This window comes from Mycolicibacterium neworleansense, from assembly GCF_001245615.1.
In the GTDB taxonomy this organism is placed as follows: Bacteria; Actinomycetota; Actinomycetes; order Mycobacteriales; family Mycobacteriaceae; genus Mycobacterium; species Mycobacterium neworleansense.
In genome coordinates this window covers 1,377,840-1,392,627 of the sequence record NZ_CWKH01000002.1, presented here as the reverse complement: position 1 = coordinate 1,392,627, position 14,788 = coordinate 1,377,840, and the positions used below count along the sequence as shown (strand labels likewise).

At 67.2% G+C, this 14,788-nt stretch carries 14 protein-coding genes, 1 tRNA gene and 1 pseudogene; 9 read left to right on the top strand and 7 right to left on the bottom strand.

The window, feature by feature from the left end; genetic code table 11:
* The first annotated feature begins 36 nt into the window (after positions 1-36).
* Genes BN2156_RS22300 through BN2156_RS22290 form a run of 3 tightly spaced genes read left to right on the top strand, consistent with a single transcriptional unit; the run spans position 37 to position 2,711 of the window.
* A complete protein-coding gene (locus BN2156_RS22300; protein ID WP_090517060.1) occupies positions 37-318 on the top strand; it encodes a hypothetical protein in 282 nt (93 codons plus the stop codon).
* On the top strand, positions 315-1,598 hold the full coding sequence (locus BN2156_RS31055) for a hypothetical protein (RefSeq protein ID WP_210436691.1): 1,284 nt from the start codon (positions 315-317) through the stop codon (positions 1,596-1,598). The genes BN2156_RS22300 and BN2156_RS31055 overlap by 4 nt, the downstream gene beginning before the upstream one ends.
* Positions 1,599-1,655: 57 nt before the next feature.
* Complete coding sequence (locus tag BN2156_RS22290; protein WP_090517059.1) at positions 1,656-2,711, top strand: hypothetical protein; 1,056 nt, start codon at positions 1,656-1,658, stop codon at positions 2,709-2,711.
* Between the two features lie 151 nt (positions 2,712-2,862).
* Here the strand turns inward: BN2156_RS22290 and BN2156_RS31245 are convergent, their stop codons facing one another.
* The 6 genes from BN2156_RS31245 to BN2156_RS22260 form a co-directional block, all read right to left on the bottom strand.
* Complete coding sequence (locus BN2156_RS31245; RefSeq protein ID WP_235625444.1) at positions 2,863-4,800, bottom strand: serine/threonine-protein kinase; 1,938 nt, start codon at positions 4,798-4,800, stop codon at positions 2,863-2,865.
* A 90-nt stretch (positions 4,801-4,890) separates the two neighbouring features.
* On the bottom strand, positions 4,891-5,130 hold the full coding sequence (locus BN2156_RS22280) for a hypothetical protein (protein ID WP_090517058.1): 240 nt from the start codon (positions 5,128-5,130) through the stop codon (positions 4,891-4,893).
* Positions 5,131-5,200: 70 nt separating this feature from the next.
* Positions 5,201-5,539: a hypothetical protein gene (locus tag BN2156_RS22275; protein ID WP_090517057.1), complete on the bottom strand. Its 339-nt coding sequence runs from the start codon at positions 5,537-5,539 to the stop codon at positions 5,201-5,203.
* Between the two features lie 249 nt (positions 5,540-5,788).
* Positions 5,789-6,409, bottom strand: coding sequence for a site-specific integrase (locus tag BN2156_RS30745; RefSeq protein WP_090517056.1), 621 nt, complete (start codon positions 6,407-6,409; stop codon positions 5,789-5,791).
* A gap of 354 nt (positions 6,410-6,763) precedes the next feature.
* Positions 6,764-6,850: transfer RNA gene (locus BN2156_RS22265), tRNA-Ser, on the bottom strand.
* 19 nt (positions 6,851-6,869) lie between these two features.
* Positions 6,870-7,382, bottom strand: coding sequence for a MarR family winged helix-turn-helix transcriptional regulator (locus BN2156_RS22260; protein ID WP_090517055.1), 513 nt, complete (start codon positions 7,380-7,382; stop codon positions 6,870-6,872).
* A gap of 67 nt (positions 7,383-7,449) precedes the next feature.
* Here BN2156_RS22260 and BN2156_RS22255 point away from each other — a divergent pair, with 67 nt between their 5' ends.
* Positions 7,450-8,427 (top strand): NAD(P)H-quinone oxidoreductase, encoded by a 978-nt coding sequence (locus BN2156_RS22255; protein ID WP_090517575.1) that lies wholly within the window; start codon positions 7,450-7,452, stop codon positions 8,425-8,427.
* 5 nt (positions 8,428-8,432) lie between these two features.
* Here the strand turns inward: BN2156_RS22255 and BN2156_RS22250 are convergent, their stop codons facing one another.
* The gene (locus BN2156_RS22250) at positions 8,433-9,629 is read right to left on the bottom strand and encodes a cysteine desulfurase-like protein (protein WP_090517054.1); all 1,197 of its coding nucleotides are present in this window, start codon (positions 9,627-9,629) and stop codon (positions 8,433-8,435) included.
* Between the two features lie 125 nt (positions 9,630-9,754).
* Here BN2156_RS22250 and BN2156_RS22245 point away from each other — a divergent pair.
* The 5 genes and pseudogenes from BN2156_RS22245 (at position 9,755) to wzm (ending at position 14,787) form a co-directional block, all read left to right on the top strand.
* Positions 9,755-11,721: pseudogene (locus tag BN2156_RS22245) on the top strand (DUF6541 family protein).
* The gene (locus BN2156_RS22240) at positions 11,718-12,233 is read left to right on the top strand and encodes a bacterial proteasome activator family protein (protein ID WP_090517053.1); all 516 of its coding nucleotides are present in this window, start codon (positions 11,718-11,720) and stop codon (positions 12,231-12,233) included. The pseudogene BN2156_RS22245 and the gene BN2156_RS22240 overlap by 4 nt, the downstream one beginning before the upstream one ends.
* Positions 12,234-12,240: 7 nt before the next feature.
* The gene (gene wzt / locus BN2156_RS22235; RefSeq protein WP_090517052.1) at positions 12,241-13,035 is read left to right on the top strand and encodes a galactan export ABC transporter ATP-binding subunit Wzt/RfbE; all 795 of its coding nucleotides are present in this window, start codon (positions 12,241-12,243) and stop codon (positions 13,033-13,035) included.
* A complete protein-coding gene (glfT1, locus tag BN2156_RS22230; protein WP_235625441.1) occupies positions 13,028-13,960 on the top strand; it encodes a galactofuranosyltransferase GlfT1 in 933 nt (310 codons plus the stop codon). Before wzt ends, glfT1 begins: the two co-directional genes overlap by 8 nt.
* On the top strand, positions 13,957-14,787 hold the full coding sequence (wzm, locus tag BN2156_RS22225; RefSeq protein WP_090517051.1) for a galactan export ABC transporter permease subunit Wzm/RfbD: 831 nt from the start codon (positions 13,957-13,959) through the stop codon (positions 14,785-14,787). The genes glfT1 and wzm overlap by 4 nt, the downstream gene beginning before the upstream one ends.
* Position 14,788 lies beyond the last annotated feature (1 nt).

Genomic DNA, 14,788 nt, shown 5'->3' with positions numbered 1-14,788 from the left:
GCTCACGAGCAGGTGTACGCCGGTTGGGGGATTGGCATGGCAAACGAACTTCAGGTCGACGCGGCTGGTCTGCGTAGGGCTGCGAACAGCAGCACCGGCGTCGTCGCTGGCCTGACCAGCCCCGCGGCCAGCAACCCGACCTCCTCCCAGCCGAGTGCGGGCGGTGTGGCCGCGATGAACGCCGCGCTCGCGTCCACGCAGAGCCGCCAGTCGGCACGGATGACCGGCCAGGCCGGTGACCTCTCGGTAAGCAGCGCCCGCTACGACAGCGCCGACTCCGACGGCCGCGACTCCATCAACGCCACGGTGTCCGTGTGAGCCCAGCGGCTGCACCCGCTCCGCTGCCCACGAGGGCGGAGATCGAGAACTGGGACACCTCCTACCTGGACACCGCGGCCACCAACTGGCGGACCGCGGCCACAGCCAGCGAGGACGCCTTCGATCAGCACCGCCGCAACATCGACTCGCCGGGTGGCACCACCTGGGAGGGCGTGGCGAAGGACGCCGCTCTGGACCGGGTAACCGCGGACGTCTCGGTGGTCGGCCGGCAGGGCGGTGTGCTGCGCGAGGCCGCCACCCTCGCCGAGAATGGCGCCTTCGACATCAAGTCCGCGAGAGACAAGGCCGTGCAGGCGATCACCGCAGCCGCGGACGACGGGTTCAACGTCGCCGACGACCTCTCGGTGACAGACGGGCGCCGCTACGACATCACCACGATCGTCGAGCGGAACCGCGCCGCGAAGGAGCACGCCGAGGACATCCGTTGGGCCGCTGAGCAGCTCGCGCAGGCCGACAGGCTTGTCGGCGACCGCCTGCAGGCGAAAGCGGCTGATCTGGAAGGGATCCGCTTCGACGGCGAGGGTGGCCATGGCGCCGAATCGAATGACGTGCAGCTGGTGGACCACCACTTCAAGCTGGACCCACCACCATCTGATCCGGGTCTGCCCCAGCCACCCGGCGGGTGGAGCAACGACCCCGTCATGGAGGACGCACAGCGCATCGCCTACGGCCACGCCTGGCAGAAGCACCTCAGCGACTTCAAGGGGATGACGCAAGATCAGCTGGCCAAAGTGGTGCACGACATGCTCACCGGCAACCCACTATCCGATCCGTCGCTGCACGTGGGTCAGATCCCGGGACGATCATCGACCGCCATCTACAAGGACGGGATCGTGGTTATCCACGACCCGCTGACCGCGGACGGGGGCACCGTCTACCGGCCGGCCGGAGGGTTCGACGAGTTCTTGCGGCTGATCGGCGGCGCCGGGGCGGCTCCCATCATCAGCGCGCCCCCGAACCTGCCGCCTACGGTGCCGCACCCGGTGGAGGCCCCTGTGCCGGCACCCGCTCCGCACGTCCCCGCTCCACTACCGCCGCCGCTGCCCGCAGATCCGAATGGGCTGCCGCCGTGGCTGGCCAACCCCTCGGCTCCTCCCTTGCCGGCGTCGCCGGTGGGACCGCTCATCCTCCCGAACACCCCACTGATGCCCGGCCCGGGTGTGGATCTGAGCCCGGGTCAGGTGAGCGCCCCTGCGGCGGCGGTGGGCGGCCTGGGTCTTGCCGGGATACTGGCGTTTCTGCTGTTGTCGCCGGGCTGAGTGTGATGGTCGTGAAGGAGATGCGGATGTTGGAACCTGGGATCGGGGTGATGCGCGATGAGTGAGACCGCCGCGTTCGGGGACCGACATGGGGGCCAGTCCCCGTGGGGCCGTGTCCTGGGTGAGTCCTCGCTGCTGGACTTCATCTCGGCGCAGGTGCGTGGGTGGGCTCCGTTAGCCCCCGCGGAGGCGTCATGGCTGACCGACACCCCAGTACCTGCCGGGTGGCGGGCGTTGACGATCGCTGATGACGCCGCGACGCCGCTGCGAGTCGTGGGAACGACGGTCGAGGGCCGACCCGGATGGGCGGGACTGCAGGCGCTGAGCGCGTTCCGGTTCACCGGTGTGCCGGACCCCGCTCAACTGGTCACCCACGCGGACAAGAGCCTTCGAGACTGGAACGCCGAGGGAATCCGGACCAGCGAGATCGTGCTGCCGAAGCTGCCGGGACTGTCCGGAGTGCGGTCCAGCGGTTACATCACGTTGAGCAACGAGTCGTTGTGGGTCGAGTACTGCACGCACCTTCGGGGCTCGGCCGAACCCGGTAAGGGGCTGGTGGTCGAGCAGATCTTCGCGGCGGCCGCCGGAACACGGATGCGGCTCGGTCCGGGGATCGGTGCGCTGACCACAGCCACCAGCGACGCGTTCATCGCACACATCGGGTCCACGCCGGATGAAGTCGCGGCGGCGGTCGCCGACCACGGCGAGCAGCTGCGACGCGAGGCTGCTGCCGGCCCGGTGTTGTCCAGGGAGCAGAAGCGGTTCCTGGCCACCGCGTTGTCGGTGTGGGGTGGGATCGCTTCTGGGCGGCCGCTGCCTATCGAAGCACTCGGCTACACCGGCAGGGCCGACTTCGACGCCGATCTAGCCCGGCTCCGGGACCAGCTGGGCCGTGACAGGCCGGAGCTGTCGACAAGGGACTGGTCCCGTATCCAGTTCCTCGCCGAGATCAGTTGGGCCAGCGACATGTTCGGCGCCGGGGTGGAATTCGAGTTGGTCAGCCCGTTCACCGACCCGGAAGCCCTGGCGCTGCTGCGGTCTATACAGCGAGCACTGGCCCGTACGGTCGACCCGGCGCTCGTGTTCCCGCGCGGGGACGCCGACGGTCGTTAGCGGATAGGGGTGGCGAACAAGAAGTTCTACTTGCCAGCCGAAGACATCATGCCGGGCCTCGCTCCAGGCGACGGCTGCATGGCGACCGACCGAATCCTGGTGGACGGCAGCCCGGTCGGCTACATGTACCGCGACGGCTCGGGCTGGGTGTTCACCAGCCCCACACCAAGTCGCCGTTCAGGTCTGCCTTGCAGGTGGCGATCCCATCGGTCTGCACGACACGAGCGCGCGCCCCGGGCTCGCTGCACGCCGACCCGACCTGGACCGCCGGCCGACTCTGGTGGGTCTTGTCTCTCCACGAACCGGTCTCCATGCTGCAGTACAGCGTGCCATCGGGTGATACATCGCCGGACTCAGCCGGGGTGCACGGCTTGCCTTCGTACAGGAGGGGAGCTCCAGTGGTCGTCGTCACCACGGTGCGGGTCGAAGTGACCGCGGGCGTTGCCGGCTTGTCCTCCCCGACGTAACCGCTTCCGTCCCAATGCAAGTCCTTGTCGGTCCATGTCCCGTCGGCACACGAGGGTGTGCAGTCGTTCTGGTGTTCGCGAAGCACGTAGCGTCCGTCGACGCCGGGACCGATCAGCTCGGTGTCGAGCATGTCCTCACCGATGGTCCTGAACCCCTGTGCGGTCGGGACCAACACCAGAACCATTGCAGGGTCGTGAGCTCCGCCGCCGTGGTAGCGAATGAAGAGATTGCCGGTGAGATCGGTCGCTGGCTCGGCCAACTCGAATCTGTAGCCGAACTTGACGGGAATCGGCATGAGAACCGAGCCGGCAGCGGTCACAGCTGAGATGCAGGCGCCGTTACCGACCGCGGCGCCGTACGACGGTGTCTGCGGGATGACGAAAACCCGCATCCGGCCCAGATAGGGATGCTCGAGGTCGTGGTGAGCAGTGGCGGTGCCTGGGCAGCCTGCGTTTGGTGATGGGTTGTCGGGCAGCGGCGCGGCCTGCCCCGCTGCCGGAGGGGTCACGGTTGCCGTTGTCGAAGTCTCCGCCGTGCTGACCGCGGGCGCCGCGGCTTCATCGCTCCCACCACGGGTGACGTAGATGCCGACCGCCGTCGCAGCGACCGCTACCGTCACCACCACCGCCGCAGCGATCGGCACCGTCCGAGGTTTCGACGGTCCCGCTGGTTTCGCCTCGCCCTTCCGCAGCTTCGTCGGCGCGTCCGGGTCCCCGGCGCCGGAGTTCGCCAACGTCGCCGCGGCGAGCGTCTGTGCGGACGCCGGATAGTGCACCTCCCCGCCGGTTGCCTCCTGCAGCGCGGTGACGAACTCCGCACAGGACTGGTACCGGTCGTCGGGGCTCTTGGCCAGCACCCGTTCGAAGACCGCGTCCATGCCCTCCGGCAGGCGCGGGTTGACCGTGCTGACGGACGGCACCGGCTTGGTCAGGTGCGCAGACATCGTCGCGGCGATCGAGGTTCCCGTGAACGGCGGCTGCCCGGTGAGTAGGTGGAACGCGGTGCAGCCCAGGGAGTAGATGTCGGACCGGTTGTCGACCTCCTCGCCCTCGATCGCCTCCGGCGAGATGTACTGCATCGTCCCGATGGTCATCCCGGTGGACGTCAACGAGGTGGACTCACCGGCCGCCTTGGCGATGCCGAAGTCGGCGAGCTTCACCGACTCGATCTGTGGGCCGCTGTCGGTCTCGTCGATGCCAGCCAAGATGTTCGCGGGCTTCACATCGCGGTGCGTCACGCGTTGCTTGCGCCAGGCGTAGTCCAACGCCGCGGCCGCGGCACCTACCAGCTGGACCGCAAGGTCGGGGTCGAGGGGACCGTCTGCCTTGACCAGTTCCGAGGCATCCGTGCCGTCGATGTACTCCATCGTGATCCACAGCCGGCCCTCGAACTCGCCGCGGTCGTGCAACGTGACGATGTTCGGGTGGCTCAGCTGGGCGAGCAGGTCCGCCTCGCGTTGGAACCGCACCTTGAAGTCATCGTTGCGGGAGACCCCGGCGTCGAGCAGCTTCAGCGCATCCTGCCGCGGTAGGCGCGGGTGCTGCACAAGGAAGACCTGCCCCATCCCGCCCGCACCGAGCTGCCGGATGACGCGGTACCCCGCGATCGCGGTGATTTGCACGCTGTGAGTGTGGCAGGTGAGTTGCCGCGTGGGACCAGATCCGGAGCTGGTTCACCCGGGGAAAGAGCGCGCCCGGCCTCGTGCACCTCGTCAACGAGGTTGAGCGCCCAATTCCTCCAAATAGACCTCCTCGACGGTGAGACCGGGTAGCCGATCCGCCAAGAGTTTCTGTACCAACTGCCGGGCCTCGGCCTCGGCAGCGTGGTGCGTGACGAAGGAGCTCTCCCGGCCGTGCTCAGTGACGGTGAACTCGACGGTCCACTCGGTCGAGCCGGCCGGCGTGATCCGGGTGCTGAGGTGGATACGGACGGCGTGCCGGGTGATACCCACGGCGGGAGGCTACGCGCGGTGAGTGACAGGGCGGTGGGACTACTTCCTCGTCCGCTTCTTTGTGCCGTAGTCAGGTTCGCGGGCGGTACGGGTAGGGATCGTGTTCCTGACCGTCCACCGTCCACGTCGCCAGGTAGTCGGGGTCTGTGATGACCACCCCGGTGGACCGCAACCGGTATTCGCCCGGTGGAGCGGGGCTGAACGACTCGGGTGCCGGCGGAAGTGTGAAGGTCTCGCCGCCGGGGCCCTCGATTTCGACCACCTCATCGTCGCAACGAGTGACGGTGCCGTACAGCTGAATCGAGGAACTCCGCTCTCCGTCACGGTAGGTGACGCCGACCAGGACACGTGCGCCGATCAGCCGGCCGCGTTCCTCCGGGGCGGCGTCACTGCGTTCCTCACCGCTCATGCCGGTGACGCTAGCAGGGACCGACGGACCGGGCGGTGACGTGGAATGGCGCACAGCGTGAAGGTACGCGGCGGGTGACAGGCAGCTCGTTGGCTTCCCGCCGTGCGCGGACGGTTCTAGGCGCAACGCACGGGGTCACTCAGAATGCGTACACGTTCTCGATGCTGACGAACATGCCTCTGCCGGTCGCGATGTTGGTGAAACGTGTTCCCTCGCTACTGGAATCGATGGTCCAGCCTCTGGGGTGGATCAGGAAGTCGGTATGGATGCTGCCCGGAGCGTCGATGGATCCGAACCTGGTGTTGACAACGCGCGGCTCCGGCGGAACCGCGATGGCGAACTCGACATCGAGTTGAACATCGTCCTCACCCGGATGGGAAAGACGCACCGGAGCCCAGCCAGTTCACCGCGCCGCAGACCCAGCAGCGCCAGGTGCACGAACATCTCGCGCACCATCTTCGAGTCGGCGTCGGCAGCCGGTGCGGACACCGCGTGGGCGTCGATCAGCTGCTCCACCTCCGCCTCGGAAAGCACGTCGTCGAGTTTCAGATCCTGTGCGCCTGACGGCCGCCGCAGCGGCTCGACCAAGCCGATCACGTCCCTCGGCAAGATGCCTTGAGCCTGAAGGTCTTTCCACACGCTGCGCCACCGCGCGAGCATCGGGTTGATCGAGGTGCGCGCCCACACGCCGCGCGGACCGGTACCGTCACGCAGCTCCACCACGAGCTTCTCCACGTCGGCCTTGACGATCTCCTGCACGGGGCGGTCGCTGTACTTCTCGATGATCGGGGCGAGCGCGGCGGAGTACGCGCTGTGCGTCGTGGGCTTGATCAGCTTGCCGGCCAGCCAGGTCTCGCACGCCGTCTTCACCGTGAGTTCCGACGGCGCGGTGAACGTTCCGGACGCTCTTCTCCGAGGTCACCTTCGCGTACGCGTCAACGGCTTCCTTCAACGTGCGAAACCGCCGCCGCTGTTGCTGGCGTACTCCGTCGGGACCGGTCACTCGAGCCGCACCTCGTAACGGCGACCGGAATCGAACTCGCGCACCCGTCACGTAACTCGGGATCTTCATGCGTCCTACCTCACCGTAGAAATTCGGTGAGACCAGCCGCGTCGAACGAGACGCCGAGACCGATACCGGGGCTCATGTGTCACCTTGTGTCACATCAACCGGGAGGTAATCCGCGGGCGGACCCGCGACCCGAGCGTCGGCGCTGGTAAGAGCGGTGGCGGAGGGATTTGAACCCCCGGACGGTGTTAGCCGTCTCTCGCTTTCAAGGCGAGTGCATTAGGCCGCTCTGCCACGCCACCGCCGACAAGAGTACGGGCTTCACACCCGACCGATGTGAGCGGGCGGCGCTCCGTTCTTCAGTGCGACGCTGATCCGGCGGCAGTTCTCCCCCATCGCCGCGATCTGCGGACGCGAGAGCCTACCGAGAAAGTGCGAACGGACACCCTGCCCGTACGTCACCATCGCCTCACGGACGGCGGCCCTGCCCTCTTCGGTGATCGAAGCCACCACCCCGCGACCATCGTCGGGACTGGCACACCTGGTCACCAGGTTCTGAACTTCCAGCCGCCGGATCTGCCGGGTCACGCGACTGGGCAGCGACATCAGCCGTTCGGCCAGGTCACCCATCCGCGCCGAGCCGGTCGACGACTTGTCCAAGATATCGAGCAGGCGCACATCATTGAGGGTCAGATGATGCGCATCCACCAGCGACCGGTTCAAGGTCGCATACATTCGCAACGCCGAGTCGAGGTAGTTCTGCCATGACCTCTGCTCGGCGATGTCCAGGCCCGGCATGTCTCCAGCCGTGCGCCCCGCAATCATCCCCGCCATGGGCGCAATCGTAAGGGACGTCAGTATTGCTGCGCTTGGGAAATAGAAGGCTTGTAGCGTGGAAAAAATGCATGCAATTGCCGCCTCCGCCGATGGCCATCTGACCTGGGAAAACGTCGCTGATATCGAACCAGCAAACGACGAGATTTTGATCCGGGTCCACGCCGCGGGCGTCAATCGCGCCGATCTGCTGCAGGCGGCGGGCAAGTATCCGCCCCCGCCAGGCGCCAGTGAGGTGATCGGATTGGAGGTTTCGGGCACCGTTGCCGCCCTCGGCGCGAATGTTACCGACTGGTCAGTTGGGCAACCCGTGTGCGCATTGCTCGCCGGCGGCGGGTACGCCGAATACGTGGCCGTACCGGCCGCACAGGTACTGCCATTACCCGATGGCGTTGCTCTCAGCGAGGCCGCGGGACTGCCTGAGGTGGCCTGCACGGTGTGGTCGAATCTGGTCATGACGGCGGGTTTGACGGCCGGTCAGCTCGTCCTGTTGCACGGCGGCGCCAGCGGCATCGGCACCCACGCGACTCAGGTCGCCCGCGCGCTCGGCGCCCGGGTCGCGGTGACAGCCGGTTCGGCGGACAAGCTCGCGCTGTGCCGCGACCTGGGCGCCGACATCACCATCAACTATCGCGACGAGGACTTCGTCGAACGGATGCGGGCCGAGACCGACGGTGCCGGGGCCGACGTGATCCTCGACATCATGGGTGCGGCCTACCTGGACCGCAATGTCGATGCCCTGGCCATCGGCGGGCGCCTGGTGATCATCGGCATGCAGGGCGGCATCAAGGCCGAACTGAACATCGCCAAGCTGCTCGGCAAGCGGGCCGGGGTGATCGCCACCTCACTGCGTCCCCGGCCGGTCGAAGGACCCGGCGGCAAGGGCGAGATCGTGCGGGCGGTGCTCGACCACGTCTGGCCGATGATCGGCGACGGACGGGTGCGGCCCATCATCGGCGCCGAACTGCCCATCGCCGAGGCCCAACGGGCCCACGAACTGCTGGCCTCCGGTGAGGTGTCGGGAAAGATCCTGCTGACGGTCTAGTCCGGTCAGCCGAGGGAGGCCAGGGCCCGCACGAGCTGGTCGACCTCGGCGCCGGTCGAGTAATGCGACAGCCCGACCGTCACGGCGCCGCCGATGTCGTTGACGCCGATCACGTCGAGCACGCGGGAGCTGGCATTCGAGATCGCCAGGATGCCGTTGTCTGCCAACCGTTGCACAACGCGCTCGGCCGGGATGTCGCGCACCACGAAGCTGAGCACCGGAATCTGGGACTCCGGCCTGCCGATGACCATCACGAGCGGCAGGGACCGCAGCGAGGCCACCAGGTACTCGAACAACCGGTCCAGGTACGCGCCCGCCGACTGCATCGACACCGCCAGCCGTTCACGCCGTGAGCCGCTGGCCGTCTCTTCGAGGTTGGACAGGTACTCGATGCTGGCCACCACGCCGCCCAGCAGGCCGTATTGGTGTGCGCCCACCTCCAGGCGGGCCGGACCCGTCGCGTGCGGGTTCAAGGACACCGAGGCCAAGGCATCGATCGCCGAAGGGTCCCGGAAGACCAGGGCGCCGATCGGGGGGCCGCCCCAGGGCACCGCGTTGAGGGCGACGACGTCGGCGTCGATCTCGTTGATGTCGATGAGCCGGTACGGAGCCGCCGCCGAGTGGTCGACGACGACCATGCCACCGACCTCATGGGTGAGCTTCGTCACCTCACTCAGATCGGTGACGGTTCCCAGAGTCGATGACGCCGACGCGATGGCCACCAGGCGGGTCGGCTTGTCGATCAGCCCTTCCCACTGCCAGGACGGCAGCTCACCGGTCTCGATGTCGACCTCGGCCCACTTGACCTTGGCGCCATAGCGATTCGCCGCCCGCAACCACGGCGCGATGTTCGCCTCGTCATCCAGACGGGTGACCACCACCTCGTAGCCCAGTCCGACCCGGCTCGAGGAGGCCTCGGCCAGGGCGGTCAGCAGCTGGGCCCGGTCGGCACCCAGGACCACGCCCCGCGGATCGGCGTTGACCAGGTCTGCGACAGCTTGACGGGCTGCGGTGAGGACAGCCGCGCTGCGGCGTGCCGATGGGTGCGGTCCAACAGCGGTGGGCATCGAGCCGCGGAAGGCGGTAGAAACCGTCGTCGCGACCGAATCGGGCACCAACATGCCGTTCTGGGCATCGAAGTGAACCCACCCATCGCCCAATGACGGATGCAAGCCACGCACCCGGGCGACGTCGTATGCCATGCCAGCCACCTTAGAGCGTCCGCAAATATCACAAACCGACACGATTTGGTGAGTGCCCGACCGCACGTTTGCACTTGAACAGACCATGCTCGGACCGGGTCACCCTGGGCAGCCATACTAGTCCAGTGGGCTTCGGGTTCGGAGTGCTAATTGCACTGTTGTTGCTGGTTATACCCGGGGCGCTGATAGCCAGGGCAGGCGGACTGACCGCATGGACGGCGGTCGCAGTGGGTCCAGCCTTGACCTACGGCACCGTCGCGCTGACGATCGTTCCGCTCGGGGCCATCGGTGTGCCCTGGAACGCGTGGACGGCGTTGTTTGCTGTGGCGGTCGTTGCGGCCATTGCGGCCGGGTTGCGGAGGGTGCTGGCCCGCTACCGTGACCGCGACGCCGAAACATTCGGCGCGGGCACACGGCCGGCCATGGTGGTTGCGGCCGGCGTGCTGCTGGGCGCCGCGCTGATCGCCGCCGCGGCGATCGCCGGCCTGCCGCACTGGCAATCGATCCCCAGCACCTGGGACTCGGTGTGGCACGCCAACACCATCCGCTGGATCCTCGACACCGGCCAGGCCTCGCCCACCCACATGGGCGAGCTGCGCAACGTCGAAACCCACGAGGCGCTCTACTACCCGTCGGCCTTCCATGCCCTGGCCGCCGTCTACTGCCAGCTCACCGGTGCCGCCGCGACCACCGCCTACACCGTGAGTTCGGTCACCGCGGCGGTGTGGCTGTTCCCGGTCAGCGCTGCGGTCCTGACGTGGAAGATGGTCCGCCCGCGCACCTGCGAGATGCGCACCGCCGTGGCAGCGGCCACCGCGGCTGCGCTCACGGCATCGTTCACCGCGGTGCCCTACGTGGAATTCGACGTGGCGGCCATGCCCAACCTGGTCGCCTACGGGCTGGCCGTGCCGGTGTTCGCCCTGATCATCTCGACGCCGGCACACCGCGACCGCATCGGCCTGGCCGTGCTGGCCACCGTCGGCGTCTTCTCGGTGCACCTCACCGGCGGTGTGGTGACCGCGCTGCTGGTGGCCATCTGGTGGCTGGCCGAAGCACTGTGGCGGCCGGTGCGCGGCCGGGTGCCGGACTTCCTGGCGCTGGCGGCCGTCGCGGTGCCGACCCTGCTGATCATGCTGCCGCAGTTCCTCGGGGTCCTTCAGCAAGCCGACATCATCGTCGGGCACGCCTTCGTCAACCACCTCGGCAAGAAGTACTCCCTGTTTGCGGCGGTCGTCCAGCACACCCGCCACCTCAACGACTTCCCGATCCAGAACGCACTCATCGCGCTGGCCGGCATCGGCGGACTGGTCATGCTGGTCAAGAAGATCTGGTGGCCGCTGGCGGTCTGGCTGATCCTCATCGCGTCCATCGTGCATTCCGGGGCGCCGTTCGGCGGACCGCTGGGCGTCATCACCGGCAAGTTCAGCGACCTCTTCTACAGCGACCCGCGACGCCTGTCGGCCGTGGTCACGATGCTCTACGCACCGATGGCGGCGATCGGCCTTGTCGCCCTGGTCCTGCTGGGCGGGCCGGCGCCCGCCCGGCCTGGATCCGCGCGACGGCAGCCGTCGCACTGATCGCGACCACGGTGGGCCTGGCCTGGCACTACTTCCCGCGGCACAAATACCTGTTCGGGCAGAAGTACGACTCGGTGATGGTCGGCGCCAAAGACCTGGAGGCCTTCGCCTATCTGGCCCAGTTGCCCGACGCCCGCACCACGCTGATCGGGGACGCCAACACCGACGGCACCGCCTGGATGTACGCGGTTTCGGGGCTGCACCCACTGTGGACGCACTACGACTACCCGGTGCAGCAGGGCCCCGGGTATCACCGGTTCATCTTTTGGGCATACGCAGACGATGCCGACACCGATCCCCGGGTTGCCGAGGCGGTCGAGGCGCTCAACATCCGCTACGTGCTCACCAGCACACCGGTGGTTCGAGGGTTCGTCATGCCCGACGGACTAGTGTCGCTAGACAGCTCAAGGTCGTGGGAGAAGATCTACGACAACGGTGAGGACCGCATCTACCGCTGGCACGGAGAGAACGCGGCCACCAAGACGACCAACCATCACGAGACAGGAAGGCCATGACCATCAACCCCGACGATGACAACATCGAGATCCTGGCCAGCACGGCGGACGAGACCGATGCCGACGCTGACGGCAAGTCGCTGACCGATCTCGTCGAACAGCCGGCGAAGGTCATGCGGATCGGCACGATGATCAAGCAACTGCTGGAAGAGGTGCGCGCGGCCCCGCTCGACGACGCCAGCCGCAACCGGCTGCGCGACATCCACCGGACCAGCATCCGCGAGCTCGAGGACGGTCTGGCCCCCGAACTGCGCGAAGAACTCGAGCGGCTGACCCTGCCCTTCACCGAGGACAGCGTGCCGTCCGACGCCGAGCTGCGGATCGCGCAGGCCCAGCTGGTCGGCTGGCTGGAGGGCCTGTTCCACGGCATCCAGACGGCGTTGTTCGCCCAGCAGATGGCCGCCCGCGCCCAGCTCGAGCAGATGCGCCAGGGCGCCCTGCCGCCGGGACTACAGGTTCCGGGCGGACAGCGCGGTGGCCCGTCGCATCCCGGCACCGGCCAGTACCTGTAGGTCTGAGTTGTCTGATCCCTACATCTCGACGCGCGACGCATGGGTCGAGTTCCCCATCTTCGACGCGAAGACTCGCTCGCTGAAGAAGGCGTTCCTCGGCAAGGCCGGCGGCGCCATCGGCCGGAACGAGTCCAACGTCGTCGTCATCGAAGCGCTGCGCGACATCACGATGTCTCTCAAGATGGGTGACCGGGTCGGGCTGGTCGGCCACAACGGTGCGGGCAAATCCACACTGCTGCGGCTGCTTTCGGGCATCTATGAGCCGACCCGGGGCTCGGCAACGGTGAGTGGTCGGGTGGCCCCGGTGTTCGACCTCGGCGTCGGCATGGACCCGGAGATATCGGGCTTCGAGAACATCATCATCCGCGGACTGTTCCTCGGGCAGACCCGCAAGCAGATGCTGGCCAAGGTCGACGAGATCGCCGAATTCACCGAACTCGGCGAGTACCTGTCGATGCCGCTGCGCACCTACTCGACCGGTATGCGCGTGCGTCTGGCGATGGGCGTGGTCACCAGCATCGACCCCGAGATCCTGCTGCTCGACGAGGGCATCGGCGCCGTCGACGCGGAGTTCCTCAAGAAAGCGCAGTCACGGCTGCAGAGCCTGGTGGAGCGGTCCGGAATCTTGGTGTTCGCGAGCCATTCCAACGAATTCCTGGCCCGGCTCTGCAAGACCGCGATGTGGATCGACCACGGCACCATCAAGATGTCCGGCGGGATCGAAGAGGTCGTCGGCGCCTACGAAGGCCCGGACGCCGCGCGGCATGTGCGCGAGGTGTTGGAGGAGACGGCTCGTGGCTGACGAGCGCTTGCGCGAGGAGGCGGCAAGCAGAGCGCCTGAATCCGTCATCGCGGTGATCGTCACGCACCGGCGCCGGGAGTTGCTCGCCAAGTCCCTCGCCGCGGTGGTGGGCCAGGACCGCAGACCCGACCACCTGATCGTGGTCGACAACGACGACGATGAGGTCGTCCGCGAGCTGGTGCTCGGCCAGCCGGTACCGGCGACCTACCTCGGATCACGCCGAAACCTCGGCGGCGCTGGCGGTTTCGCACTCGGCATGCTGCACGCGCTGGCGCAGGGGGCGGACTGGATCTGGCTGGCCGACGACGACGGCCGCCCCGCCGACAACACCGTGCTGTCCACCCTGCTGGCTTGTGCCGAGCAGTACACCCTGGCCGAGGTCTCACCCATGGTGTGCAACCTCGACGATCCACAGCGGCTGGCCTTCCCACTGCGCCGCGGGCTGGCGTGGCGGCGACTGGTCAGCGAATTGCGCACCGAGGGTGAGGGCGATGTGCTGCCCGGGATCGCATCATTGTTCAACGGTGCCCTGTTCCGGGCCGCCACCGTGGAATCAGTCGGCGTCCCGGATCTGCGCCTGTTCGTCCGCGGCGACGAGGTCGAGTTGCACCGGCGACTGGTCCGGTCCGGCCTGCCGTTCGGAACCTGTTTGACCGCAAGCTATCTGCACCCGTGCGGCACCGACGAGTTCAAGCCGATCCTCGGCGGCCGGATGCACACGCAGTACCCCGACGACGAGACCAAACGGTTCTTCACCTACCGCAACCGCGGCTATCTGCTGTCCCAGCCCGGGTTGCGCAAACTGCTGCCGCAGGAGTGGCTGCGGTTCGGCTGGTACTTCCTGGTATCCCGCCGCGACCCCGCGGGTCTGCGGGAATGGATCCGCCTGCGGCGGTTGGGCAGGAGCGAAAGGTTCCAACGATGACGTTCACCGACGCGGCATCCGAGTCCAAGACGATGACCCGGGCGATACGCGATCTCTCCGAAGGCTTCGGCAAGCGCGAACTGTGGCTGCACCTGGGCTGGCAGGACATCAAGCAGCGCTATCGGCGCAGTGTGCTCGGCCCGTTCTGGATCACCATCGCCACCGGCACCACCGCGGTGGCGATGGGCCTGTTGTACTCGAAGCTGTTCAAGCTGCCGCTCGAGGAGCACCTGCCCTACGTCACGCTCGGCCTGATCATCTGGAACCTGATCAACGCCTCGATTCTCGAAGGCGCCGACGTCTTCATCGCCAACGAAGGTCTGATCAAACAACTTCCGACGCCGTTGTCGGTGCACGTCTACCGGCTGGTGTGGCGGCAGTTGATCCTGTTCGGCCACAACATCGTCATCTTCGTGGTCATCGCGATCATCTATCCCAAACCGTGGAAGTGGACCGATCTGGCGGTCATCCCGGCACTGGGCCTGATCGTGCTGAATTGTGTATGGGTGTCAATCTGTTTCGGCATCCTGGCCACCCGCTACCGCGACATCGGGCCGCTGCTGGCCTCGGTGGTGCAGCTGCTTTTCTTCATGACGCCGATCATCTGGAACGAGTCGACACTGCAGCAGCAGGGCGCCGGGTCGTGGGCCAAGATCGTCGAGATCAACCCGTTGCTGCACTACCTGGACATCGTGCGCGCGCCGCTGCTGGGTGCCGACCAGGAGCTGAGGCACTGGCTGGTGGTACTGGTCCTCACGACCATCGGCTGGATCCTGGCCGCGATGGCCATGCGCCAGTACCGCGCGCGCGTCCCGTACTGGGTCTGAG